The sequence below is a fragment of the Candidatus Minimicrobia vallesae genome (assembly GCF_018866205.1).
GTDB classification, from domain to species: domain Bacteria; phylum Patescibacteriota; class Saccharimonadia; order Saccharimonadales; family Saccharimonadaceae; genus Nanosynbacter; species Nanosynbacter vallesae.
The window spans coordinates 21826-44155 of sequence record NZ_CP076459.1; the positions used below are offsets into that span (position 1 = coordinate 21826).

Consider the following 22330-nt stretch of genomic DNA (forward strand, 5'->3'; position numbering starts at 1 on the left):
ACAATGTTTGACACACTACCATCAATCATCGCTCCTCACCACTGTTATAAGTGTGGTAAAACCGGTGATATTTTATGCTTAGATTGTAAAAAATACATCATCAGTCGGAAGTATGATATGTGTGTATTATGTGGTGATTTATTGGAGAATGGCAACTTATGTAAAAAGCATAATCTTCCCTGTGATATGATCTGGTGTTTTTCGCGACGCACAGGTGTTGTCGCAAAGATTATTGATGATTATAAGTTCAATCGCGTTCAGGCGGCGGCTGATTTACTAAGCGAGTTCTTAGACGAAGCCCTGCCTGAATTGCCGCCAGATACAGTAATCATACCAATTCCTACAATTTCTAAGAATATTCGGCGTCGTGGATTTGATCATATCCGAAAAATTGCTATTAAACTATCTCGACGTAGAAAAATAGAATGTCGTTCCCTGCTTCGGCGTAGAAATAACGTAACTCAGCACTTTACGAAGTCTTCCGCCCAGAGAAAACGTCAAGCAAAGGAGTTTTTTGAAATTGCGGGTAAAGTTGATAAAAATAAGCGATATATCATTATTGATGATATCTTTACGACTGGCTCAACTGTGTTGGCGGCGGCGGAATGTTTGAAGAAAAATGGCGCCAAACACGTGGAAATTGCGGTTATTGCCAGGCATGGGCGTCCGAAGCTATGAGTGATGATAATGACTGCCGCGATGGATTTCTTGGGCGCGGTATAATTGCTCAGCTAAAATAAGACGAACTAATTGGTGTGGAAACACTAAGTTCGATAACGACCAGACGATGTTGGATTTTTGGCGCAAGTCGCTAGTAACTCCGTAAGCGCCACCGATGATGAAGACAATGTGCTTGTCGATATGTTCGGTTATTAGGTCAGATAATTCCGGTGATGATAGGTTCTTACCGCGCTCATCGAGCAAAATAACGAAGTCGTCCGAATTAAGGCGTGAAAAAATACGCTCAGACTCTTCCTGGCGCGCTCTGTCGCCTTCAAAGCTTGAATGCGGTAGAATAATCATTTCCGCAGCAAAAGGTGCTCGTAGACGCTCTAAAAAACGAAAAATGCCTGGTTGAACCCAGGCTTCGTGCTTTTTTCCGATTGTTATAATGGTGATTTTCATAATATCTATGGCGGAGAGAGAGGGATTCGAACCCTCGATGAGTTGCCCCATACCGCTTTTCGAGAGCGGCCAGTTCAACCACTCCTGCACCTCTCCGTAAAGGTTAATTGGTACACCCGGCAAGATTCGAACTTACGACCTCTGGCTCCGCAAGCCAGCGCTCTATCCAGCTGAGCTACGGGTGCATACAGCCTTTCAAAAAGAGCCGCAACAACAAAAATATAAGGTACCTTCATTGCTATAAAGCACTGAACTTTTGTATTCTACCACATAAAATATAGTCAATCAAGCTATAGCTTTATCAGCCGAATAAACTTCTCTAAGGCGTCTGGCTTAATTTCTTGCATTGGTAGGCGCGCTCCGAGCATATCGACGATTCTTTCGCCCTCTGCTTCGGAAAAATAAATAGTCAAACCTGGCGAAAATCGTTTTACTGGCAATAATAGAATCGAATGTTGGTTGTTTTCGTGAATTAATCCAAATGCGCGAAATTCGCTAAAATCGTGTAAAACATCGGCGATGTAAATGCCTTTGGGGCTAATCGCGTAGTTTATTACTTGTGGGGTTTTGTTTGATAATACAAACAAGGCTACAGCCATAATTGGCAGTAAAACAGCGAAAGTCCAGTTCTTAAACACTAAAATCGCCAAAGCCATTAATCCTATCAACACGATGACAAAAAACACGTACCACAATTTACCGCGTTGAACTTGCACGCCTTCTGGTGCGTTCCAAGCTATTGGCTCGGTTAAATCAAGCCTGTCAGGTGATGGCGTTTCAAAGTCTTGGTTTTCTGGACTATCGTTCATGACGTTAGTATATCACGATGAGAATTAGCGAACAATTAAACGTTAGTGGTTGATCCGCCGCTTAAAGCTGCGCCAAGGATGAAGTTGATTATGGCGTAAGCAAAGACTGCGATTAATAGACCGATGATTGCATATAAAATTGTGTTTTTGGCGTTTGTGACAGATTCTTTTTTACCGCCAGATATTACGTAGCGGAAACCGCCGAAGATTAGCATAACGACACTTAAGACGCCGACGCCGAATAGCATAATGTTGATGGCTCGCCTTACGATTGATGAATCGCCATTAGCCAAGTTGGATGGCGTATTGTCGCCGCGTGCCGCGTTAATTCCAGCTGGAGCACCACCTTCGCCTAATGCGGAAACTGGAGCGGTTGCTAAAGCTACACCGAACCCAATTGTAAGTAATCCTATTGTAATTTTAGAGACGTATTCTTTTATCATAATTCTATTAGACCCGATGGACCATAAAGCCACCGAACACAACGACACCGACCACGATACGACTCAAACAGTTCGAAAGCGAAGGCTACGCCTACAACCAAGCGGCCTCCAAGGGAAACCAATGGGTCTAAATGCGGGCAGCACGAAAAGAAGGCACTAGCCAAAAAAAAGAAGCCCGGCCATCATCCGCCAAAATTCAGAGATAACACGGAAGCGTGACAGAGCGGTTGAAGGCAACGGTCTTGAAAACCGGCGGGCGGTGAAAACCCACCGAGAGTTCGAATCCCACCCCTTCCGCCAAAATTGCGGTTTGTGCCGCACACAGGAAACGTGGCAGAGAGGCTGAATGCAGCGGACTCGAAATCCGCTAAGGGCGTAAGTCCTTCGTGGGTTCGAATCCCACCGTTTCCGCCACCCAACGGAGACAAAAAACAAAGAATAAAAATGAATTTAGTACAACAGTTTTTCACCGTTACAACTATGTTTGTCAGTTTGAATGTAGCGTTTGGTGTGCTGCTGCACGATACCAACGTCGATAAAGCGTTTTTGTCATCTTGGAAAACATATAGCGTTCAAAGTGACGTTGAGGGTGAAATAAAAATGCCAGAAACAAAGCCTCATACTCATCCAGAACACGCTCAATTGTCAAATGTGTTGAAAGAAGGTTCAGCGCGACCGCGAACTACACCTCGTAACAACGATAAGAAGCGATTACGCCAAAAATATGCCGCTCGTGGTCAACATACTTTTGACGGATATCACCTTGATTTTGAAGGTGTAAGCTAGGCTATTTTAAGCTAATTACTTCCAGTTCCGAAACAAGCCGAGTAATGATTTTTTCTTGCTCGGCTAATTGCTCGCGAGTTTCCTCGACAAGGTGAGCTGGCGCCTTCTCAACGTAAGTCGGATTTTCCAGGCGCTTCTTTAATCCCGCCAATTTCTGACGTGCTTCGGCTAGGCGCATTTCCAAATTTTCCTGATGTTGGTACAGAGTTTCGCTATCAATATCTAGCCACGCTTCCCTGTTTGCCGCCGCCAATCTCAGTCCACGCGGCTGATCCGTGTGTTCAATTGCCTCAAGCCGCATCAGATGCTTAATTGTGTCTTGATTGTCGGCGATAAGACTGTCGTTGCCGTATAACAATCGATATTTCTTATTCCCTGGCAGTTCAGCAATCACCCAGCGACCTTCAGCAACCAGAAGCTTAAGTTGCTCGAATTGCTCAGCGGCAATCGGATCGAACTTTTCTGGAGTCGGCCAAGCTTCACGCATCAAAATGCCGTCGGTGTAATTGAGTGTTTGCCAAATTGTTTCCGTAACGAACGGCGCAAACGGATGAGCGATTTTCAAAGAAGTTGCCAAAACCCAAGATAGTAACGGACGATTGATCGCAGTCTTAGACGATTCAATGTACCAGTCAGCCACGTCGTCCCAAATGGTGTGATAAACAGTTTCTGATGCCTCTGAGAAGCGATATTGCTCTATTCTAACGGCAATGTTGTTGGCGGCGTCGTTCAATTGGCGAATAATCCAGTGATCGGCCGGAGTTTGTGGCTCTAAGTCGACAATTTGGTGATTATCGCCAATTTGCGCCTCGACAAACCTGGCAATATTCCATAGCTTATTGCAGAAGTTGCGTGCCGCAATAACTGATCCCTTGTTGAAGGCTTGGCTTTGAGCTGGCGCTCGCCCAGAAATAACTCCCATGCGCGTTGCGTCAGATCCGAATTCCGCAACCAATTCCATTGGATTGATAACGTTACCCTTAGACTTGGACATTTTTTGATTGTGCTCGTCATTAACCATTCCGTGTAGATAAACTTCTTTGAACGGTAACTTCCCTGTTCGGTATAGGCTAAGCATGATCATTCGAGAAACCCATGCGCGCATAATATCCATACCAGTTTCCATCATGTCAGTTGGGAAATAATTAGCTAAATCGCCGCCAGTTAAATAATCCGTTACGATATATGGCCATTGACCAGATGAGAACCAAGTGTCAAAGGTATCCTCTTCCCTGATATATGTTGTGCCATTTACAACAATACTCTGCTCGTTGGTGCGAGTGTCGAATATCCAATCCTTAGGGTCGTTTTCATTTACAAACGCAGGAATTGGTATTCCCCATGGAATCTGTCGTGAAATATTCCAGTCTTTCAATTGCTCAAGATATGCGATAAGTTCTTTGCGCTTGGATGCTGGATAAAAAGTGATTTCTTCTTTTTTAAGCGCGTCAATTGCTGGCTGTGCGAGTGATTGCGTTTTAATAAACCACTGCTCTTTAATCATTGGCTCAATCACGCTGCCACACTTATAACAATGTCCAACGGCGTGTTCAATTTCAGTCTCACCGCGGCGTAGCTCCAGCGCCTCCAACGCTTCCAGAAACTCGAGCGCGAGCTTCTACTGGCGTTAATCCCAAGAACTGCGCTGGCACGTTTATCATCTTCCCTTCTGGGCTGATAATTGACTCTAGAGGCAAATCATGGCGTTTTGCAATTTCAAAGTCGTTCGGATCGTGTGCTGGCGTAATCTTAACCGCACCGGTACCGTAGCTCATATCGACGTATTCGTCCGCGATGATAGGAATTTCCTTATCGACAATCGGCAGTAAAATGCGAGTTCCAATCAATTTTTTGTATCGCTCATCGTCTGGATGAACCGCCACAGCAACGTCGCCGAGCATAGTTTCTGGGCGCGTAGTAGCTATGATAATCTCGCCAATTTTATCTAATGTCGGGTAAGCTATTTTCCACAACTTCCCTTTCCTCGTTCTTATGTTCTACCTCGATGTCAGCAAAGCTGGTTTGGTGTTCGGTACAATAATTCGACAATTCGCTCACCTCTGTAAACCAAATTGTCATCCCACATTTTCCCTAAATGTATCGTATACAGTGTTGATAACTTTATCGTCCAGAGTGAACGTCAAATGCTTCCATGACGCACCAACACCTAACGCGCGCAATTGCAGCTCCATATTGCCGCGTTTTTCTTGTACAAAATTCCAAACTTGACTATACAATTGGTCACGTGAAAAATCGAAGCGACTCTTCCCTTGCTTCGTCAATTCCCTTTCATACACAACCCAAGTTTCAAACCCAGCGTGGTCGGCGCCTGGAATAAATACAGCGTCGTCACTCCTTCATTCGGTGATAACGAATCAAAATTATCCTTCAAATTCATATCGAGTGCATGCCCGATATGCAGATTACCATTCGCGTTAGGTGGCGGCATAATGATTGAATACGGCTTGCCTACCCCTGTTGGTTCTAAAGCCTCACTAGTTTCCCAGAGGGCATAAATATTCGGTTCGTAATCGTTTGGTATGTATTGTTTAGCTAGCTGCATAAGTTATTCCATGGTTTTTTCATGTGAAAAAAGACAAAAGAAAACAAAAGTAGCTTTTCACGTGCAAAAGCCCTTAAATATCGTAATCCTCTAATTTCTCCACATGTTTATATTACATCTTAATTATACCACAAATTTATGTGGTGCGAGGGATGGATAAAATAAGGTTATTTTCTGATCGTTTGATACGCTCGATATAGCCAATATTGAAGTGGCTTTAAAGGAAGTTCCCAGGTTGACCCAGAATAGATATCTTCGCCGCCGAACGATCGCCTAAACTTTCGTAAAGCCAGCCCACGGGTGATTTTTTGGCGCGTTTTCAGGAGCAATTCCGTATAAATCGACTTTCTCCATTTGACGATGTTTTGCATCGATTATCGCTTCGGCGAGCAGGGCAGTTCCAGCATTAAGTTTGCGATATTCTGGCGTAGAATTTACAGCCGCATGCGCGTAAATTCGAGTTGTTTTTGAGTCGAAAAATAGGGCAGTAGCAATTACTTTATTGTCATATGTTGCATACCAAAATGAAGCATCCTTGGATGGAAGTAGGAAACCAGCTTGCTTATGAAAATATGAATCTGGGTGCGGCGACATGCCGGTTCGTTTGGCAACTTCGTGTATCAATTCTAGGAAATATTTAATATCGTCCGGGCTTTGAGATTGATGAACAGTTACACCTTTTTTATGATAATTCCTATAACAATTCCTTACAGGTTGCGCCATGCTTGCTATAATCTCTTCCTCTGGCTGCTGGAGATTGATAACATGCGTATGTTCTGGCTGCAAATGGACATAAGTGGCTTTCTCCAATGCTCATCAGATAACACCTTAGAAAAAGGTGGGTTTAATTGGTCCGACTCTAAGGAAAGTTACGCCAAGTTTTTTTACCCAGACTAACAAAGTCTTTTAACGCCAACCGTAGACGCTTCTTCATTAATGACAGTTGGACCAAAAGCGGCAATATAGGCGAGAATTGCCCGTACCATGCTCTAATATTGCGAAATATTCCCATCCTTCACCTCTGTTGTGAAAGACTTTTCGACCGAGCGATTGTTGGAATTTTTCCCAAGCTGATGATTGTAGAAAATGTTGATTCATGTTGTAATCCTCACAACGTTATATTGCTGTCATTGATAAACTTGGCTGAACTTCCAAATCGTATGGATCTGTAGGCTCGTCAATTTGAGATCTGAAATAACCGAGAGTAGCAATCATCGCGGCGTTATCTGTACAGAGCTGGATAGGGGGCATATTCGATGTCAATTGGCAAAGCTTCGCGTAATTGACGGCGCAATTCTTGATTAGCTGGCGACTCCGCCAGCGATTACAACAGAGGCTGGCTGGAAATTGTCAAACGCCTTCTTGGTTTTATTTACGAGAGTTTTTATGGCTGTATATTTGGAAACTCGCCGCCATATTACGTCGTAATTCGTCATCTACGAGCGCTGGAAGCTCATGAGAGGGAAAAGTGAAGTCTTTACCGACTTCGTGCTGAACGGCTCTCAAAACGGCTGTCTTAAGCCCAGAGAAGGAAAAAATCGTATTCGCCGGATAATCTGGCGATAGGCAAGTGGAACGCGGGTGGATCGCCAAGTTCAGCGACTTTAGCAATGGCTGGGCCGCCAGGATATGGCAAACCGATGATTTTAGCAACTTTATCAAAAGCTTCTGCCAACCACAAGTCGTCTTGAGTTTGTCCAATAAGCTGATAATCACCGTGATTTTTAAATAGGACAAGTTGTGAATGCCCGCCTGAAACGATCAACGAAAGCATAGGGAATGACGGCTGCTGTTTCGGCAATGTTAGAGATAAATTGTCAGCTTGCTTATTGATAAAATTAAGCGTACACGTGAGCTTCTACATGATGAATCTTAAAGAGCGGCTTATTATGGATAATAGCTGATGAGCTCTGGCGGCGAGAGTGCCGATTAATAACGAGCCAATAAGCCCCGGCGCGTAAGCAACAGCGATGGCGTCAATATCATCCCAAGTGCAATTTGCGTCAGACAAAAAGCTTTTTTAATGACGGGATTTACAACTTCCAAGTGACTACGAGCGGCAATTTCTCAAATAACTCCGCCGTATTCTGCATGAATATCAATTTGAGAATTGACGACATTTGAAAGCAAGCGTTCGCCATCTTCAACTATTGACGCCGCTGTTTCGTCGCAACTGGATTCTCAATTCCCAAAATTCTCTCATTTGTTTTTATTATAGCAAATATAAGTGGTAAAATGGGTATTATGAAAAACGAGTTGGTAAAAATTGCTAGAAAAACGCTACCTCAAGGAGCTTTGGAAAAAACCAAAAACGCCTATAGAGTTGCGCGCACGAAGATGATTAGCCTAAGATACGGCAATCCAGCTCGTGGCTTGAGAATTATCGCAGTAACAGGGACAAACGGGAAAACTACGACCGCGTGTTATATCAATGAGATCTTGAAAGAGGCTGGCTTTAAGACTGCATTATTTACGACGGCGGTGATTGAAATTACTGGAAAGGAAAAGATAAATGATTTGAATGCGACAGTTCCGACTGTAGCAAGGCTGTTTAGCTTTTTCCAGACGGCTCAGCGTGAAGGCGTGGAATATGTGATTTTAGAGGCAACAAGTCACGCTCTGTCACAACATAAATTTGACGGCGTGCCAATTGAGGCGGCGGTGATGACTAATTTGACTCAAGACCATTTGGATTATCATAAAACGATGGAAGCTTACGCGGCAGCTAAGGCTAAATTGTTTGAGAAAAAGCCGAAATATATCGTACTGAATCGTGATGACGAGTGGTTTGAATATTTTGACAAGTTTACGGCTTCTGGCGAGAAAATGACTTACGGGACGAATCCGGAAGCTGAAGCTCACTTAACACACGTTAAGTTATAGAAAAAGGGAACAGAGGCGAGTCTACTGGATTGATCATCAAACTCATTTGGAGCTGGCGACTAATTTGCCTGGCGAATTTAACGTGAAGAATATGTCGGCTGCGGTGTCGTTGGCATATTTGTTGGGAATAAAGTTAGAAGATATCCAAGAGGGCGTGGCGAACCTGGAGACGATTCCTGGACGATTCGAGCGAGTAGAAAATAAGCTTGGAATTGATATTATTGTGGATTATGCGCACACGCCAGACGCGTTGGAAAAATTGCTAAAAACCACTCATAAAATTACCAAGGGGCGATTAACTTTGGTGTTTGGTGCGTGCGGCGACAGAGATAAGACAAAGCGTCCGATTATGGGCGAGCTGGCGGCTAATTTGGCAGATAGGATTTTCCTAACTGACGAGGAAAGCTACAACGAAAATCCAGATGAAATTCGGGCAATGATTCGTCAGGGAATTGAGCGAACGAAAAAGGCTCATAAAATGACGGAAATTGCTGATCGAAAACAGGCGATTTATCAAGCTCTGAGGTCGGCTGTTCGTGGCGATACGGTTCTGATTACGGGTATGGGTCATGAGCAGTACCGAATTGTGAATGGCAAGCGAATTCCGTGGAATGACAAGAAGGTCGTCGTTCAGGAAATTATTTCTGAGATTGAGAAAAAGAGTCGTAAAATTTAACCTGCTTTAATCTGTTTCATCCAGCTTTGTGATTGGCGAACTAATTTTTCTGCATCGCTTGGGTCGAGTAGCAATTCTTTCACAGCGTCTTCAAGGTAAATGCCGCCCTGCGAGCCTTTGAATAGAATAGTCGTATCTTTAATGTCGCTATTTTTCAGGAATTCTCCAGCTTCAAGCGCCGTGTCAAAAGAAACTACTTTACAGCCATTTTTTTCAGCAATTGGTGCGAGGTGTTTTTTAGCCATTTTACCGACGGTGATGAGCAATTCTAACTGTTTAGGGTCACAAATTTCACCGATTTTTTTATGCTCCGATTCGGATGTTTCACCCAATTCATTCATATCGCCCAATACGGCAATTTTATGATTGGCAGAGATGGAATAGAGCGTTTTTAACGAATTTTCCATGGCAATAGGACTGGCGTTGTAAGTGTCGTCCAGCAACGTACAGCCGCGTATGCCGCGTAAAATATTCATTCTACCTGAAACTGGTCTGATTTTTGTTAAAGCCGCCGCAACTTCTTCAATATTCATTCCGCAAGCTAACCCCGCCGCCGCCGCGCCAGTGATTGAGCGAATATTGTGCTTGCCTAATACAGAAATATTTATATCCTGAGAAGTTTCTTCGCAGAGTGTCTTAAATTGACAATACAACCAGTGTCTGTAGTCTTCTTTAATTTCCAGGAAAACATCAGCAGATTCGTCGCCGTAACTCACGCGATTTCCAACTATGAGATTATGATATTTTTCATCGATATCGTGAAGGTTGAAGATGGTTTTTTTAGCGACTTGGCTAATGGACAATTCCTCATGAGCTACCGTATCCATATTCTTGAAAAACTCCATATGCTCAGGAGCAACAGAGGTAATTATGGCAATGTCGGGCTGAATATAGCGCATAAAAATAGCCATTTCACCAGGGCAATCAATACCGCATTCTTGAATAATTATATCTGGCGATTCAGAGTTTTTTATACTGGCGTGTGCGGCGGAGAAGACTTTTAGCCAGGCTAGGGGAGATTTGGCGTTTTTTGGTCCGTCTACGCCTAAGATTTCCAGCGGCGCACTTAAGGTTGTGTTCAAATTGCCACGACTATGGCGCACGGTGAATTTTTCTGATAAAACAGTGGCGGTTGCTGATTTTACGCTAGTTTTACCAACGCTGCCAACTACGGCAATTAGCTTGGCGTCAGGATGAGATTTAAGATATTTTTTTACGTAAGAACCGAGAATTGTTTCTAAGAGATGTTTGAATAATTGCATGGAGATATTATAACAGATTGATAGTAATTAAAATTAGCACTCAAGCTTGACGAGTGCCAAATTGGTGCGTTACAATAGATACGTTGTTAACGAAATGGAGGATAACGTGAGTACACCTATTAAGCCTCTTGGCGACCGTGTTGTAGCGGTGCGTGAAGAAGCAAAGACTCAGACAGCGAGCGGAATTTACTTGCCTGATAACGCTAAAGAAAAGCCAGTAGTTGCGGAAGTTAAAGCAGTTGGCGGTGACGTGAAGAACGTCAAAGTCGGTGATCGGATTGTCTATAAGGAATATTCGACTACGGATTTGAAAATTGACGGCACGGAATATTTGGTTGTTCGCGAAGAAGATATTTTAGCAACGGTTGTTGGATAAAAAGGGGAGTTTAATTATGGCAAAAAAAGTTTTTTATGATGACGATGCGCGAAATCGCGTGCTTGGCGGAGCTAAATCGCTATACGACGCAGTTAAGGTAACTTACGGTCCAAAGGGTCGCAATGTTGTGATTGCGAAGGGTTTTGGCGGTCCAACGGTTACTCATGACGGCGTAACTGTGGCTGAAGGAATTGAATTGCCAGAAAATGATGACGAAACGCTGGGATACAAAGTCGGTGCCGATTTAATCAAGCAGGCTGCTAAGAACTTGAACAAGCAAGCAGGCGACGGCACAACGACTGTAACGGTGTTGACGTACTCGATTTTGAAAGAGGCAAATCGATTGATTGCGGCTGGACATAATCCGATGGAACTTAGGAAAGGCATCGAGCAAGCTGGCGCGGAAATTGTTAAAGAATTGAACAAATTGGCTGAGCCGATTGAAGGCAAGTCTGACCGCGTGGCTGAAGTTGCTACGATTTCGGCGGGAGATGCGGAAATTGGTAAATTGATCGCTGGCGTAATTGAGAAAGTCGGTAAAGACGGCGTGGTTACTGTTGAGGCTGGTCAAGGTTTGGAGCTAGAAGCTGAAGTTGTCGAAGGTTTTAGCTTGGACAAGGGTTGGGTGAGTCCGTTCTTTGTTACTGACGCGGGTCGCCAGGAGGCTGTGTACGAAAAGCCAGCAATTCTAATCACCGACAAGAAGATTTCTAGCGTGCAAGAATTCTTGCCAATGTTGGAAAAATTGGCACAAAGCGGTAAAAAAGACGTGGTTTTGATTGCTGACGAAGTTGAAGGCGAGGCATTGAGTATTTTGGTGCTGAACAAATTGAAGGGCGTATTTAATACCGTAGCAGTTAAGGCGCCAAGTTTCGGTGATCGTCGTAAAGATGTACTTCGTGATATCGCTGTGCTAACTGGCGCGACTGTGATTTCTGAAGATCACGGATTGACATTCGAAAACGCTGGCTTGGAAGTTTTGGGTTCGGCGCGCAAGGTGATTGTTGGAAAAGACGAAACGACAATTATCGAAGGCGCGGGCAAACCTTCAGGCGTGAAGGAGCGAATTGCTGAGATTAAATCGCTTTCAGAAAATGCTTCTAGCGAGTATGAAAAAGAGCAATTCGACAAGCGTGCCGCAGCACTATCTGGCAAGGTTGCGGTTATTAAGGTTGGCGGCGCGACTGAGACAGAGATTGATGAGAAGAAATTCCGCGTTGATGATGCAGTGGCGGCTACTAAGGCAGCTTTGGCTGAGGGAATTGTCGCTGGTGGTGGCGTAACTTTGGTCAATCTGGCTGGCAACCTAAAAGTTAGCGGCGCAGACAGTTTGTCGGTCGGTCGACAAATCCTAAAAGACGCTCTGAAGCAACCGTTCTTGCAGATTATGAAAAATGCTGGCTTGAATGCCGACGCGTTGCTTGCTCAAGTTGAATCTGGCAAACCTGGATTCGGCGTTAACGTTATGAAGCCAGAAGATGGTCTAATTGACGTGAAGAAGGCTGGTGTGATTGATCCAGCTCGCGTGACTAAAGAAGCTGTTCAAAATGCAGTGTCAATTGCGTCAACTGCGGCAACTATGGGCGCTTTGGTGGTTGATATTCCAGAGGCTGAAGTTGCAGCTGCTCCTGGCGGCATGCCAGGAATGGGCATGATGTAAATCTGCCCCGAGCAATAAAAATCCCGCCGAAAATGGCGGGTTTTTATTTTGGAGAAATGACTTAACGAGGATTTGAGAAATAGTCGATTTCTTTAATGATATCCAGTAGAGCCTGAGCGCGGCGAGCTTCGTCAACAATAGCTATGGCAGCGTCGTGTGCTGGTGCGATCAGAGTTTTATCGTCCGTAGAGCGAAGAAGTAATAGGTAAGTGTCAAACTTTTCTTCTGGAGAAACGTCCAGCTTATCGACCAATGGACGCAACTCGTTCAAAGCAGTTTGCTTAATCGTATCAAGTGCAGGATCTGCGGTTGGCTGTGATGATGCGTGGATATGTTGGAGTTGGATTAACTGGCTCTGGATGTACAGTTCGCTTATCAACAGGCAGGCTCATCGTTCTGGTCTGTAGCGACAGGATCCGGTGAGATGGTTGCAGGATTAATTACAGGTGAAGCTGTAGCACTTGTCTCTTCAAATTGTAAATTATTGTCTGTACCTTGTGACACGCCAGCTAATACCTTAGCCAGTTCTTGGTCGTCACTGAATGATTGATTAGCTTGAGAATCCATTATAACCCACCTTATATATTAAATTGTTTAAGCTTATATATGTTACACTATAACATGAGTTAATCAAGGAGCGCAAGATGTTAGATGATATGAATGTGATAAAACAATATGATCCAGGCGACGTTTTAAGCGGCGTTTTGAATATTCCAGAACAAGCTCGATATGAAGTGTCGATTCACGAAGGTGCGAATCAACGTCGAGATTTTAAGAATATCGTGATCGCGGGAATGGGCGGTTCGGCTTTAGCGGCTGATATGGTTCGAGTTTTGACCGCGGGCTGGTTGCATATTCCACTTGAAGTGGTGAAGGGCTATGATTTACCGGGATTTGTGAGCGAGGAAACGTTGGTTATTGCGGTTAGTCATTCGGGCAATACTGAGGAAACTCTGAGTTGTTATCAGCAAGCATTGGAGAAGAAGGCGTGTCTGGCGGCTATGTCGACTGGCGGAGCGTTGATTGAGCGAGCGAAAAATGACAACGTAACTTACGCCCAAGTTCCAGCTGGCGCGCAGCCACGAATGTCGACGGTTTACCATTTGCGAGGATTATTGAAATTATTACAACATTTTTGGGTGATTGATAATGATTTGTATGATCAGGTGAAAAATAGTGCTGATTGGTTGGCGGGCGAGATATCTAATTGGACAGCCAAAACGCCAGAAGCTGATAATTTGGCGAAGCAGATTGCGAAATTAACAATTGGCAAGACGTTGGTTGTTTTTGGCGGTGAATTGACTTGGCCGCTGGCGTATAAGTGGAAAATTAGCTGGAATGAATCGGCGAAGAATTTGGCGTTCTCGAATCAATATCCAGAATTTAATCATAACGAGTTCATTGGTTGGTCGTCGCATCCTGTAGAGAAGCCGTTTACGGTTTTTGATATTCGTAGCAATTTGGAGCGGGACAGAATCCGCGAGCGAATGGAGCTGAGCGATCGTTTGTTGAGTGGTAAGCGACCAAAGGCGCACGTACTGGAACTTCGAGGGAAGACGCTTATGGAGCAATTGCTGTGGGGTTTGGTGCTGGCTGACGCGGCTAGTATTTACACAGCCATTCTTAATGGAGTCAATCCTGGTCCAGTTCAGTTGGTTGAAAAATTGAAAGCGGAACTTAGTTAATTTAATATCGTAGAGATTCGATTGGGTCGCGTCTGGTGGCGCGGGCTGCTGGATATACGCCAGAAATTACGCCGATGATTATTGATAGTCCAATTGATAAGACGGCTGTTTGCCAATAAATATAAGGCGTGAGAGGCAAGTATAAGCTGGCAATATAAGCTCCCGCCAAGCCTAATCCGTAGCCCAATATTCCGCCGAGGAATCCGATAATCGCTGCCTCGATTAAGAATTGATTGATGATATCCCAGCCCGTGGCGCCGACGGCTCGTCTGACGCCGACTTCACGCTGGCGCTCGGCGACATTGACAAGCATCACGTTCATAACGCCTATTCCACCGATTAACAGAGAAATAATGCCGATGACAGTTAAGATTATCGAGAGAAACCTCGCGACATTAGACTTCTTTTCGTTTATCTCTTCGCCAGAAACGATTCGATAATTCTTATCGCTATCATGATTCTTCTTCAAAATATCGTCAGCCGATTTTATGACTGAATTGAGATTTTTATGATCTTTGGTAGTTACGATGATTTGCTGAATCTGCGGCGTTCCTTGAGTGAATTTTTTAATCACAGACAATGGAATAATGGCGGCGTTATTAAAATTCACGTCCAAATAACTGGCTTGATTTTCAATATTCTTCAACACGCCAACAACAGTCAATGGTTGATTTCGGATGTAAATAACGTTTCCGATAGACCTTTCGGTGCCGAACAAATCGACCGACAATTGCTGACCGACGACAACTCCGCCGATGTCGTTAATAAATTGTCCAGTAGCAATTTGCAAATTAGCGACGTCTTTTAGCGATTCCGTACTGCCGATTAACGCGGCGTTTTGGATATCGACTTTACCTTCGCGGGCGCGCAGCTCGGCGTGCAGGAAAGCAATTGGCGCGGCTTTCGTATTGGCAATTTTTCCTATATCCCTGGCGTCCGTTTCAGTCAATGTGTTGACTGTCGTCGTGTTGTCGGATTCGGTCAGCAGATTCGGGACGGCTTTTTGATTGCCAGACTTAACAATGGCGACAGGAGTGGATGATTGGTTAGAATTGTCACCGAATAGGTGATTAAATCCGCCAGTTAAAGATAGAACCATGGTGATGCTGGCGATGCCAATAGCTACGCCTACAATTGTCAAAAATGTTCGTCCGCGATTAGCTCGTAGCGCCTGAGTAGCGTTCTCAAAATGATTTTTTACTAATATTTTCACGATTTTTTCGCCCTCGATTTCTTTGAAGATTTTTGCTTCTTAGGTTTTTCTTCTTTTTCGTCGTCTACAATTAACTTCTTAGTGAACTTGCGCTTTTCCTTATGCTCGTCAGTGTCGATTTTTCCGTCCAACATAGTGATGACGCGACTGGCGTAATGAGTCAATTCTGGGTTGTGAGTAACCATAATTATTGTATTGCCGCGACGATGCAAGTCGGACAATTCTTCCATAATAAGATGACTCGATTTGCTATCCAAATTTCCTGTTGGCTCGTCGGCTAAGATAATTGACGGACTATTAACCAACGCTCTGGCAATTGCTACGCGCTGAACCTGACCACCAGATAATTGATGCGGCATATAATATTCACGCTGTCCCAGATGAAAAGTTTTCAGAATGCGACTAGCTTCTTGGAGTCGTTTAACTTTCCCGAGTCCTTTATACGTTAGCGGCAACGCTACGTTTTCAATTACAGTCAGGCGAGGAATAAGATTGAAATTCTGGAAAACGAAGCCGATGTGTTTGGAGCGAATTTTGGCGCGTCGTCGTGAGCTGAGATTGTCGACAGCGACATCGTCCAGATAGTATTCACCCTCTGATGGCTGGTCTAATAGTCCAAGGGTGTTTAATAAAGTAGTTTTTCCGCAACCGCTTGGTCCCATAATAGCGATAAACTCACCCTTTTTAACGGTTAAATCGACGTTATCTAAGGCGCGAATCTCAGCGTCGCCAAAGCCAAATTTTTTGGTGACATTAACAAGCCTAATGCGTGGTGGAATAGTTTCTTTCATCTTTGACTTATTATAGAGAATGAACGTCAGTAAGTGCAACCATAAGGGGCAATAAAGTTGTGGTATAATTATCAACAAGGAAGGGTGCAGGAGTGGTTGAACTGGCACGCCTGGAACGCGTGTAACGGAGCAATCTGTTCGAGGGTTCGAATCCCTCTCCTTCCGCCACGGAGGAGTCTCTAGTGTGTTTGAATTTATCTAATATTTTATTCGTGCAGTAGATATTGTTTTACCTGATGTTATTAAAAAGATAAGAAGACAGCTTCTTTGATTATCTTAGTTATTTTTATGATTCCAGCCAACAATTTCTATAGATCTCCGAAGATATTTAGTTGTATCTTGAACAACTTTTTTCTTGATGTCATTGGGAATTTCTTTATAAAATAAAGCAAAAGTTCTTTCTATATAGACGTCTAGTGGCCAATCTGAATTAAAAAAGCTCGTATTGTTGGCTATCAGATCTTGGTAGGCCATTACGGTTTCTGCAAAATCATTTAGACAATCAGATATAATACTGGTCTTGACTTTTGATTTACGACTTCTTGTAGTCTTTTTTATAATGATATAGGAAAGATCTGAGGACTCTTCGTAGACATCATATTTTTCTGGTTGACGGTCCTTGTGAAACTCTAGTGCCTGATACTCGTTAACTATTTTATTGTAGTATCCTTCACTCTGAAATATTCGAGCTTTTTCTACTAGATAATTAACTGCCCGCTTGATTTTTGCATGGTTGTTGTCTATAAAGTCTACGCCCTTTATAGATTTATTTTTAGTGCGGGTGTTTATCCAGTCACCCAGTAATATGGGCGGTATGCGTTTGCTATTTTTATAGAAATCTATAAAATCTTCTACCTTTAGCACTTGGATATCTTTTATAAATTTTCCGCCAGCACCAGTTTCTCTTGGCGTTAATAACTGGCGAATATCCAGCATAAATCCTTTTTCATGGGTTTCAAATATATTCATTAAGAGACCCGCATTGTCTGGATCAAAATCACCAAATGATACGCTACCGTTTTCATGCTCTTCTTCGCTATGTCGTGCTTTTGAAACTTCCACGAGGACATGAAGAATTACTTCACGTTGGATAGCAGCACGAAGTGTTTCAGCGAAGTCATCTTTTATATAGGTTTTCTTTTTATCTTCGCCGAAATATTCTTTATTAATATCTGATACCACAGGCATACTTATATTATATGGTAGATAGTGAGCTGGCAACAATCTGGTGTCGACGGCTTTCTATATCATAATTACCTACGCCATGACAAACCAGAACATGAGAGTAGAATCAATTGCAAAAATCCTAACTAACAATTGTGACGGTAATGTTTTAAATTTGACTTTGAGCGAACATTTAAAATATCCAAGAGAAATTGTATCAGCCAGAGATATTGCGATGTGGATGGCGGGAATTTGATTTTGCGGACTACCAAGGGTTTCCAAAATATGCGCTACATATACCAGCCGATTATGTTTTTCGGGCGGATGGGCGATTAACTCGTCCAAAAAATAAGTGGCGTCGCGTATTGAGGCAAATTTCATACCGTATCTGATTATAACAAAAATAGGTTGTAATTTTTACTAAACAGCTTGCAAAACACTAGATATAGCGGCCATAGCTATTATTGTACGCTATATATATAGCGAGCCCATAAATAAACAAAAACACAAGCTACGAAGATAAGCCACCAGATGAGGTGTTGGTGGTTTGTTTTTAAGAGAGAAAATTAAGGAGGGTATGTGAAAGAAATTAACGAAACCAAACGCGACGGAACAAAAAAACCGTTTGATGCAAATAAAATTAACACGGCTATTTTAAAAGCGTGCGAAGGTTTGCCGGACCAAATCTCTAAAGTCGTTCAGGTGGCGACTGAATTGCAATTGACATTATTTGATGGAATTACGACCGAGCAATTGGATGAGGCGGTTATTCAAACAGTTCTCCAAAACGTTAAAGACGATCCAGACTATGATAAAATCGCGGCACGATTGCTACTGAAAACTGTATATAAGCAGATTTTGGGCGATTATGAAACGGCGGAAGAATTGAAAAAGCTTCATGCGCGCGAATTTCCGAAGTTCGTTAAGGCAGCGGTAAAAGAAGGATTGTTGGATAAGCGCATGGCTGACGGTCGATTTGACTTGAAAAAACTGGCGGCGGAACTTGATCCAGCACGTGATGATTTGAGTAAATATTTGGGCGTGGTGACCAATAAAAATCGCTATGCTCTTCGCAAGCAAAACGGCTCACCAATTGAAACACCTCAGTTTACGCACATGCGAATTGCCATGGGACTTAGTTATAACGAATCTGACCCAACAACTGCAGCGATTGAGTTTTATAATCACATGAGCAATTTGGAGTACGTCCCAGGCGGCTCAACGCGAGTTAACGCTGGCGGTTCGTTCCCGCAACTCAGCAACTGTTTCTTGCTTAATGTCGATGATGATATGGAATCAATTGCTAAGGCTGTCCGCGACACAATGTGGATTGCTAAAGGAACAGGCGGAATTGGCATTGGCTTTACAAAGCTACGTGCAGCGGGCAGTCCAGTTAAAACCACCAACACTGAATCGACTGGACCAATTCCATTCATGAAGATGATTGATACGGCACTTTTTGCGGTTTCTCGTAAGGGAAAAAAGGCCGGTGCGGCTGCAATTTACATGGAAAACTGGCACCTGAATTTTGATCAATTTGTTGATCTTCGTCAAAACTCTGGCGACCCATATCTAAGAACCAGATTTGCAAATACCGCGGTATTTATCTCTGACGAATTTATGAAGCGAGTAGAAAAAGACCAAGATTGGTATTTGTTTGATCCAGCGGAAACTCCAGATTTGACAGAATTATATGGCGAAAAGTTTTCGGAACGATATAAAGAATATATAAAGATGGCGGAAGCTGGGAAATTGCGAACATTTGATAAAGTTCCAGCCCGTCAGCAATTTAAGCGCATTTTGACCAGTTTGCAGGCGACATCACATCCGTGGCTAACTTGGAAAGACACGATTAACGTGCGAGCATTGAATAACAATACGGGCACAATTCACCTCAGTAACTTGTGTACGGAAATTACATTGCCGCAGGATAAAAACAATATTGCGACGTGTAATTTGGTGAGTATCAATTTGTCGGCGTTTCTTAGCGAAGATAAGACTTGGGATTGGGATAGATTGAAAGAAGCGGCTCGTGCGGCGGTGCGACAATTGGACAATTTGTGCGACATCACTCAAACGCCAATTCCAGAAGCGATGCATTCGAATCAGCAAACTCGAGCGATTGGCCTCGGGATTATGGGTCTTTCTGACGTGTTGGAAAAGTTGGGCTATTGCTACGAATCGAAAGAAGCGTATGATTTGGTTGATCAATTGACGGAGTTTATCAGTTATCACGCCATTGATCAATCGGCTGACCTGGCGAAGGAATTGGGCAGCTATCCAACATTCGCGGGCAGCGGTTGGAGCAAGGGTATTCTTCCGATTGATACGGTTGATAAATTGTCGAAAGATCGCGGCGTGAAGGTGAAAATAGACCAAAAGACGCGACTGGACTGGGATGGTTTGCGAAAGAAGGTGAAGAAGGGAATGCGAAATGCGACTCTTATGGCAATTGCGCCGACGGCTAACATTGGTCACGTGGCGGGAACGACTCCTGGAATTGATCCGCAATTTGCACAGATTTTCAGTCGCTCGACTTTGAATGGAAAGTTTTTGGAAGTGAACCATAATTTAGTTCGCGATTTGAAGAAACTTGGATTATGGGACAATTTGAAAGATGAGATTTTTGCGGCGCAAGGCGATATTCAAGATATTGACGGCATTCCTCAGAATATCAAGGATGTTTATAAAACAAGTTTCCAACTCAGTCCGTATGCGTTTATTGAGGTGGCAGCCAGGGCTCAGAAGTGGGTCGATCAGGCGATTTCTCGAAATATGTATCTGGAAACGCGAGACATTGATGAATATGTAAAGATTTATTCGGAAGCGTGGAAGCGTGGCTTGAAAACAACATATTACCTGCACGTTAAGCCGCGTCATCAGTCAGAGCAGACAACAGTTTCAGTTGATAAAATTGCAGAACAAAAAGTCCGCACAAATAGTAAAGTGCGCGGATTTGGATTAGCGAAAATTAATAAATAAGGAGGAAATTAAGATGGGAATTTTAGGTTCAGGATTACGCGATGGATTGTCACTTCACCCAATTCGTTACCCTTGGGCGTATGATCTTTATAATCAAGCAGTGGCTAACACGTGGTTTCCAAACGAAGTTCAATTAGTGCAAGATTTGGCGGATTTTGAAAAATTGTCAGACGATGAAAAACACGCATTGAAAACGGTTATTAGCTATTTGAATCCAAACGAGTTATTGATCAATAAATCATTGGCGTTCGGTATTTATCCATATGTGAACGCGGCGGAAGCTCAACTATATTTGTCAAAACAGATGTGGGAAGAAGCTAATCACTTCATGACGTTTGAATACATTATTGAGACATTTCCGTTTGATCGCGAGGAAATTTACGCTGCGGGATTTGGTAAAAAATCATTGGCTGATAAGGCTGACTTCCAGAATAAGCATTTGGACGTGATGCTTGATCCGAATTTGGATATTTATTCGCTGGAAGGTAAGAAGGACTTTGTTAGGTCTTTGGTGGCGTATAACATCGTGCTGGAGGGAATTTGGTTCTATTCAGGCTTTATGGTTGGCATGAGTTTCCGTCAGCGTAATTTGTTGCGCAATGTTGGCTCGCTGCTGGACTGGATTACTCGCGATGAAAATCTTCACTTGACGTTTGGTATCAATTTGCTTTTGACAATTTTGGACGAGAATCCAGAATTGCAAACACAGGAATTCGCAGAAGAAATCCGTAACTTGATTTTGCAAGCGGTAGAACTTGAGAAGGCTTACAATAAGGATATGCTGCCAAAGGGAATTTTGGGATTGAATGCTGATTATGTCAACCAGTATGTTATGCATATGACCGACCGACGCTTGCAGGAATTAGGTTTTGAGCCTGAATATAACGTGCCAAATCCAGCCAAATGGATGGCAGCCGCCAACGATACGCTGGAATTGGTGAATTTCTTTGAAAGCACAAACACTAGTTACGAAGTTAATACCACGAAGTAATGGGAGTTGATGATATGAACGAATTAGCGAAAGAAATATTAGATACAGTCGAAGTTGGTGCGTTGGCGACGGTGAATGTTGATAGAACTCCTTTGGTGACGCCGCTGCACTTTGCGCGTTTTGGTAATTCTATAATTTGGATATCAGAGCCGACTGCGCGCCATTCAGAAAATGCGTTTCGAAACGGTAAGGCGGAATTTGTGGTTTGGGATGATAAAAAGCGAGCAGTTTTCTTAAAAACTAACGTGACTGAACTTCCAGAATCTGAGAAAGAGGCGGCAATGGCGGCTTATAAAGAGAAGTTGGCTGATTTTATGCCGCGTTGCCAAAATCCGCAAATATACGTTGCGCCAATTGGTGAACTTGATGAAAAAACTACAACGGGCAATTGGCTGCATTTTATTGCATAAGCACTATATCTAGCGTAAAATTAGTTAAGTAACTACTAAATATAGGGGAAAATGAAAATGAACGCAAATCAAATTATTACTGATGACATGACTTTGGAAGAAAAATTAAGCGCTATTGACGCAGCTCTTAAAGCGGCACAAGAAGCGGCTGATGATCAAGCAAAGTCGAACGGCACTGTTGCGGCACCAGTTGACCCAGCAAGTTTGACTATTTGTGACGGTTGCGAATAAGAAACTCTCGGAAGCTTTTCATTGACAAAATAAAAATAATGTGATATCATTTCACTGTATAAAAAATTAAAACAAAAAGGAATAAAATGGCTGAAGAAAAAGATATTCACGGACTTACCGAAGGCGTATTGAGTCGAGATGATATGTCGGCGTTGACATATGTATTGCAACACGTGAAAGGGTCTAGTCCAAGTTCGGCGACGAAATTAAGTCTGGAACTGGAAGAGCTTGACGAAACTGCGTAGGGATTTAGCTAGATAATAGTCCACCTCTGTTGTAT

The 22330-nt window shown here is 43.2% G+C and carries 31 protein-coding genes and 4 tRNA genes; 14 read left to right on the top strand and 21 right to left on the bottom strand.

Annotation, left to right across the window (positions count from 1 at the left end):
- The first annotated feature begins 3 nt into the window (after positions 1 to 3).
- A complete protein-coding gene (locus KOY49_RS00150; protein ID WP_232736229.1) occupies positions 4 to 678 on the top strand; it encodes a ComF family protein in 675 nt (224 codons plus the stop codon).
- Here the strand turns inward: KOY49_RS00150 and KOY49_RS00155 are convergent.
- The 5 genes from KOY49_RS00155 to KOY49_RS00175 form a co-directional block, all read right to left on the bottom strand.
- Positions 673 to 1125 (bottom strand): 23S rRNA (pseudouridine(1915)-N(3))-methyltransferase RlmH, encoded by a 453-nt coding sequence (locus KOY49_RS00155; RefSeq protein ID WP_232736230.1) that lies wholly within the window; start codon positions 1123 to 1125, stop codon positions 673 to 675. The genes KOY49_RS00150 and KOY49_RS00155 overlap by 6 nt on opposite strands.
- An 8-nt stretch (positions 1126 to 1133) precedes the next feature.
- Positions 1134 to 1221: transfer RNA gene (locus tag KOY49_RS00160), tRNA-Ser, on the bottom strand.
- A 12-nt stretch (positions 1222 to 1233) separates the two neighbouring features.
- Positions 1234 to 1310 (bottom strand) — tRNA-Arg (locus KOY49_RS00165).
- Positions 1311 to 1415: 105 nt separating this feature from the next.
- A complete protein-coding gene (locus KOY49_RS00170; protein WP_232736231.1) occupies positions 1416 to 1934 on the bottom strand; it encodes a hypothetical protein in 519 nt (172 codons plus the stop codon).
- A 35-nt stretch (positions 1935 to 1969) separates the two neighbouring features.
- The gene (locus KOY49_RS00175; protein WP_232736232.1) at positions 1970 to 2377 is read right to left on the bottom strand and encodes a hypothetical protein; all 408 of its coding nucleotides are present in this window, start codon (positions 2375 to 2377) and stop codon (positions 1970 to 1972) included.
- A 324-nt stretch (positions 2378 to 2701) separates the two neighbouring features.
- Here KOY49_RS00175 and KOY49_RS00180 point away from each other — a divergent pair.
- Positions 2702 to 2791 (top strand) — tRNA-Ser (locus KOY49_RS00180).
- Between the two features lie 30 nt (positions 2792 to 2821).
- On the top strand, positions 2822 to 3163 hold the full coding sequence (locus tag KOY49_RS00185) for a hypothetical protein (protein WP_129743614.1): 342 nt from the start codon (positions 2822 to 2824) through the stop codon (positions 3161 to 3163).
- A 1-nt stretch (position 3164) separates the two neighbouring features.
- On the opposite strand, the gene KOY49_RS00190 is transcribed toward KOY49_RS00185, so the two are convergent.
- The 9 genes from KOY49_RS00190 to KOY49_RS05300 form a co-directional block, all read right to left on the bottom strand.
- Entirely contained in the window at positions 3165 to 4679 is a 1515-nt protein-coding gene (locus KOY49_RS00190) for a class I tRNA ligase family protein (protein ID WP_332873906.1), read from the bottom strand.
- 46 nt (positions 4680 to 4725) lie between these two features.
- Entirely contained in the window at positions 4726 to 5136 is a 411-nt protein-coding gene (locus tag KOY49_RS05140) for a hypothetical protein (RefSeq protein ID WP_332873907.1), read from the bottom strand.
- Positions 5105 to 5242 (bottom strand): hypothetical protein, encoded by a 138-nt coding sequence (locus KOY49_RS05145; RefSeq protein ID WP_332873908.1) that lies wholly within the window; start codon positions 5240 to 5242, stop codon positions 5105 to 5107. The genes KOY49_RS05140 and KOY49_RS05145 overlap by 32 nt, the downstream gene beginning before the upstream one ends.
- Positions 5239 to 5445, bottom strand: coding sequence for a class I tRNA ligase family protein (locus KOY49_RS05150; protein WP_376787523.1), 207 nt, complete (start codon positions 5443 to 5445; stop codon positions 5239 to 5241). The genes KOY49_RS05145 and KOY49_RS05150 overlap by 4 nt, the downstream gene beginning before the upstream one ends.
- Positions 5442 to 5726: a class I tRNA ligase family protein gene (locus KOY49_RS00200; protein WP_232736234.1), complete on the bottom strand. Its 285-nt coding sequence runs from the start codon at positions 5724 to 5726 to the stop codon at positions 5442 to 5444. Before KOY49_RS00200 ends, KOY49_RS05150 begins: the two co-directional genes overlap by 4 nt.
- Before the next feature lie 273 nt (positions 5727 to 5999).
- Positions 6000 to 6536: a lipid II:glycine glycyltransferase FemX gene (locus tag KOY49_RS00205; protein WP_232736235.1), complete on the bottom strand. Its 537-nt coding sequence runs from the start codon at positions 6534 to 6536 to the stop codon at positions 6000 to 6002.
- Between the two features lie 491 nt (positions 6537 to 7027).
- Positions 7028 to 7162 (bottom strand): hypothetical protein, encoded by a 135-nt coding sequence (locus KOY49_RS04825; protein WP_269802154.1) that lies wholly within the window; start codon positions 7160 to 7162, stop codon positions 7028 to 7030.
- 80 nt (positions 7163 to 7242) lie between these two features.
- Positions 7243 to 7500 carry a tRNA (adenosine(37)-N6)-threonylcarbamoyltransferase complex transferase subunit TsaD gene (locus KOY49_RS00210; RefSeq protein WP_232736236.1) on the bottom strand — a complete coding sequence of 86 codons (258 nt, stop codon included), beginning with the start codon at positions 7498 to 7500 and terminating at the stop codon, positions 7243 to 7245.
- Positions 7501 to 7584: 84 nt separating this feature from the next.
- Complete coding sequence (locus tag KOY49_RS05300; protein WP_376787524.1) at positions 7585 to 7737, bottom strand: hypothetical protein; 153 nt, start codon at positions 7735 to 7737, stop codon at positions 7585 to 7587.
- A gap of 233 nt (positions 7738 to 7970) precedes the next feature.
- Between KOY49_RS05300 and KOY49_RS00215 the strand changes: the two genes are divergently transcribed.
- Both KOY49_RS00215 and KOY49_RS00220 read left to right on the top strand, forming a co-directional pair.
- Complete coding sequence (locus KOY49_RS00215; RefSeq protein WP_232736237.1) at positions 7971 to 8609, top strand: Mur ligase family protein; 639 nt, start codon at positions 7971 to 7973, stop codon at positions 8607 to 8609.
- A gap of 46 nt (positions 8610 to 8655) precedes the next feature.
- Positions 8656 to 9285: a glutamate ligase domain-containing protein gene (locus tag KOY49_RS00220; RefSeq protein ID WP_232736238.1), complete on the top strand. Its 630-nt coding sequence runs from the start codon at positions 8656 to 8658 to the stop codon at positions 9283 to 9285.
- On the opposite strand, the gene KOY49_RS00225 is transcribed toward KOY49_RS00220, so the two are convergent.
- The gene (locus KOY49_RS00225; RefSeq protein WP_232736239.1) at positions 9282 to 10547 is read right to left on the bottom strand and encodes a Mur ligase family protein; all 1266 of its coding nucleotides are present in this window, start codon (positions 10545 to 10547) and stop codon (positions 9282 to 9284) included. The genes KOY49_RS00220 and KOY49_RS00225 overlap by 4 nt on opposite strands.
- A 106-nt stretch (positions 10548 to 10653) precedes the next feature.
- On the opposite strand from KOY49_RS00225, the gene KOY49_RS00230 reads away from it, so the two are divergent.
- Positions 10654 to 10923, top strand: coding sequence for a co-chaperone GroES (locus KOY49_RS00230; protein WP_232272958.1), 270 nt, complete (start codon positions 10654 to 10656; stop codon positions 10921 to 10923).
- A 16-nt stretch (positions 10924 to 10939) separates the two neighbouring features.
- Positions 10940 to 12583, top strand: a complete 1644-nt coding sequence (gene groL / locus KOY49_RS00235) for a chaperonin GroEL (protein WP_129632049.1) — start codon at positions 10940 to 10942, stop codon at positions 12581 to 12583.
- A 61-nt stretch (positions 12584 to 12644) separates the two neighbouring features.
- On the opposite strand, the gene KOY49_RS00240 is transcribed toward groL, so the two are convergent.
- Positions 12645 to 12962, bottom strand: a complete 318-nt coding sequence (locus tag KOY49_RS00240) for a hypothetical protein (protein ID WP_232736240.1) — start codon at positions 12960 to 12962, stop codon at positions 12645 to 12647.
- Complete coding sequence (locus tag KOY49_RS00245) at positions 12959 to 13150, bottom strand: hypothetical protein (RefSeq protein WP_232736241.1); 192 nt, start codon at positions 13148 to 13150, stop codon at positions 12959 to 12961. Before KOY49_RS00245 ends, KOY49_RS00240 begins: the two co-directional genes overlap by 4 nt.
- Before the next feature lie 77 nt (positions 13151 to 13227).
- Between KOY49_RS00245 and KOY49_RS00250 the strand changes: the two genes are divergently transcribed.
- Positions 13228 to 14268 (top strand): bifunctional phosphoglucose/phosphomannose isomerase, encoded by a 1041-nt coding sequence (locus KOY49_RS00250; RefSeq protein ID WP_232736242.1) that lies wholly within the window; start codon positions 13228 to 13230, stop codon positions 14266 to 14268.
- A 1-nt stretch (position 14269) separates the two neighbouring features.
- On the opposite strand, the gene KOY49_RS00255 is transcribed toward KOY49_RS00250, so the two are convergent.
- Together KOY49_RS00255 and KOY49_RS00260 are read right to left on the bottom strand one after the other, a co-directional pair.
- Positions 14270 to 15481: an ABC transporter permease gene (locus tag KOY49_RS00255; RefSeq protein WP_232736243.1), complete on the bottom strand. Its 1212-nt coding sequence runs from the start codon at positions 15479 to 15481 to the stop codon at positions 14270 to 14272.
- Complete coding sequence (locus tag KOY49_RS00260) at positions 15478 to 16272, bottom strand: ABC transporter ATP-binding protein (RefSeq protein ID WP_129634543.1); 795 nt, start codon at positions 16270 to 16272, stop codon at positions 15478 to 15480. The genes KOY49_RS00255 and KOY49_RS00260 overlap by 4 nt, the downstream gene beginning before the upstream one ends.
- A 78-nt stretch (positions 16273 to 16350) precedes the next feature.
- On the opposite strand from KOY49_RS00260, the gene KOY49_RS00265 reads away from it, so the two are divergent.
- Positions 16351 to 16440, top strand: a tRNA-Ser gene (locus KOY49_RS00265).
- A 108-nt stretch (positions 16441 to 16548) separates the two neighbouring features.
- Here KOY49_RS00265 and KOY49_RS00270 read toward each other — a convergent pair.
- Positions 16549 to 17493, bottom strand: a complete 945-nt coding sequence (locus tag KOY49_RS00270; protein ID WP_232736244.1) for a hypothetical protein — start codon at positions 17491 to 17493, stop codon at positions 16549 to 16551.
- 36 nt (positions 17494 to 17529) lie between these two features.
- Complete coding sequence (locus KOY49_RS00275; RefSeq protein ID WP_232736245.1) at positions 17530 to 17781, bottom strand: hypothetical protein; 252 nt, start codon at positions 17779 to 17781, stop codon at positions 17530 to 17532.
- 234 nt (positions 17782 to 18015) lie between these two features.
- Here KOY49_RS00275 and KOY49_RS00280 point away from each other — a divergent pair, with 234 nt between their 5' ends.
- The 5 genes from KOY49_RS00280 (at position 18016) to KOY49_RS00300 (ending at position 22295) form a co-directional block, all read left to right on the top strand.
- Complete coding sequence (locus KOY49_RS00280) at positions 18016 to 20418, top strand: ribonucleoside-diphosphate reductase subunit alpha (protein WP_232736246.1); 2403 nt, start codon at positions 18016 to 18018, stop codon at positions 20416 to 20418.
- Between the two features lie 13 nt (positions 20419 to 20431).
- The gene (locus KOY49_RS00285) at positions 20432 to 21409 is read left to right on the top strand and encodes a ribonucleotide-diphosphate reductase subunit beta (protein WP_129634551.1); all 978 of its coding nucleotides are present in this window, start codon (positions 20432 to 20434) and stop codon (positions 21407 to 21409) included.
- Between the two features lie 14 nt (positions 21410 to 21423).
- Positions 21424 to 21819, top strand: coding sequence for a pyridoxamine 5'-phosphate oxidase family protein (locus KOY49_RS00290; protein ID WP_165000137.1), 396 nt, complete (start codon positions 21424 to 21426; stop codon positions 21817 to 21819).
- Positions 21820 to 21876: 57 nt separating this feature from the next.
- Entirely contained in the window at positions 21877 to 22050 is a 174-nt protein-coding gene (locus KOY49_RS00295) for a hypothetical protein (RefSeq protein WP_165000010.1), read from the top strand.
- A gap of 86 nt (positions 22051 to 22136) precedes the next feature.
- Positions 22137 to 22295 (top strand): hypothetical protein, encoded by a 159-nt coding sequence (locus tag KOY49_RS00300; RefSeq protein ID WP_164999857.1) that lies wholly within the window; start codon positions 22137 to 22139, stop codon positions 22293 to 22295.
- The last annotated feature ends 35 nt before the right edge of the window (positions 22296 to 22330 follow it).

Coding starts and splice junctions, on each gene's coding strand:
- KOY49_RS00150 (WP_232736229.1), top strand. CDS start 4: ATGTTTGACACACTACCATCAATCATCGCTCCTCACCACTGTTATAAG.
- KOY49_RS00155 (WP_232736230.1), bottom strand. CDS start 1,125: ATGAAAATCACCATTATAACAATCGGAAAAAAGCACGAAGCCTGGGTT.
- KOY49_RS00170 (WP_232736231.1), bottom strand. CDS start 1,934: ATGAACGATAGTCCAGAAAACCAAGACTTTGAAACGCCATCACCTGAC.
- KOY49_RS00175 (WP_232736232.1), bottom strand. CDS start 2,377: ATGATAAAAGAATACGTCTCTAAAATTACAATAGGATTACTTACAATT.
- KOY49_RS00185 (WP_129743614.1), top strand. CDS start 2,822: ATGAATTTAGTACAACAGTTTTTCACCGTTACAACTATGTTTGTCAGT.
- KOY49_RS05145 (WP_332873908.1), bottom strand. CDS start 5,242: ATGACAATTTGGTTTACAGAGGTGAGCGAATTGTCGAATTATTGTACC.
- KOY49_RS00200 (WP_232736234.1), bottom strand. CDS start 5,726: ATGCAGCTAGCTAAACAATACATACCAAACGATTACGAACCGAATATT.
- KOY49_RS04825 (WP_269802154.1), bottom strand. CDS start 7,162: ATGACGAATTACGACGTAATATGGCGGCGAGTTTCCAAATATACAGCC.
- KOY49_RS00210 (WP_232736236.1), bottom strand. CDS start 7,500: ATGCTTTCGTTGATCGTTTCAGGCGGGCATTCACAACTTGTCCTATTT.
- KOY49_RS00215 (WP_232736237.1), top strand. CDS start 7,971: ATGAAAAACGAGTTGGTAAAAATTGCTAGAAAAACGCTACCTCAAGGA.
- KOY49_RS00225 (WP_232736239.1), bottom strand. CDS start 10,547: ATGCAATTATTCAAACATCTCTTAGAAACAATTCTCGGTTCTTACGTA.
- groL (WP_129632049.1), top strand. CDS start 10,940: ATGGCAAAAAAAGTTTTTTATGATGACGATGCGCGAAATCGCGTGCTT.
- KOY49_RS00245 (WP_232736241.1), bottom strand. CDS start 13,150: ATGGATTCTCAAGCTAATCAATCATTCAGTGACGACCAAGAACTGGCT.
- KOY49_RS00250 (WP_232736242.1), top strand. CDS start 13,228: ATGTTAGATGATATGAATGTGATAAAACAATATGATCCAGGCGACGTT.
- KOY49_RS00260 (WP_129634543.1), bottom strand. CDS start 16,272: ATGAAAGAAACTATTCCACCACGCATTAGGCTTGTTAATGTCACCAAA.
- KOY49_RS00285 (WP_129634551.1), top strand. CDS start 20,432: ATGGGAATTTTAGGTTCAGGATTACGCGATGGATTGTCACTTCACCCA.
- KOY49_RS00290 (WP_165000137.1), top strand. CDS start 21,424: ATGAACGAATTAGCGAAAGAAATATTAGATACAGTCGAAGTTGGTGCG.
- KOY49_RS00295 (WP_165000010.1), top strand. CDS start 21,877: ATGAACGCAAATCAAATTATTACTGATGACATGACTTTGGAAGAAAAA.
- KOY49_RS00300 (WP_164999857.1), top strand. CDS start 22,137: ATGGCTGAAGAAAAAGATATTCACGGACTTACCGAAGGCGTATTGAGT.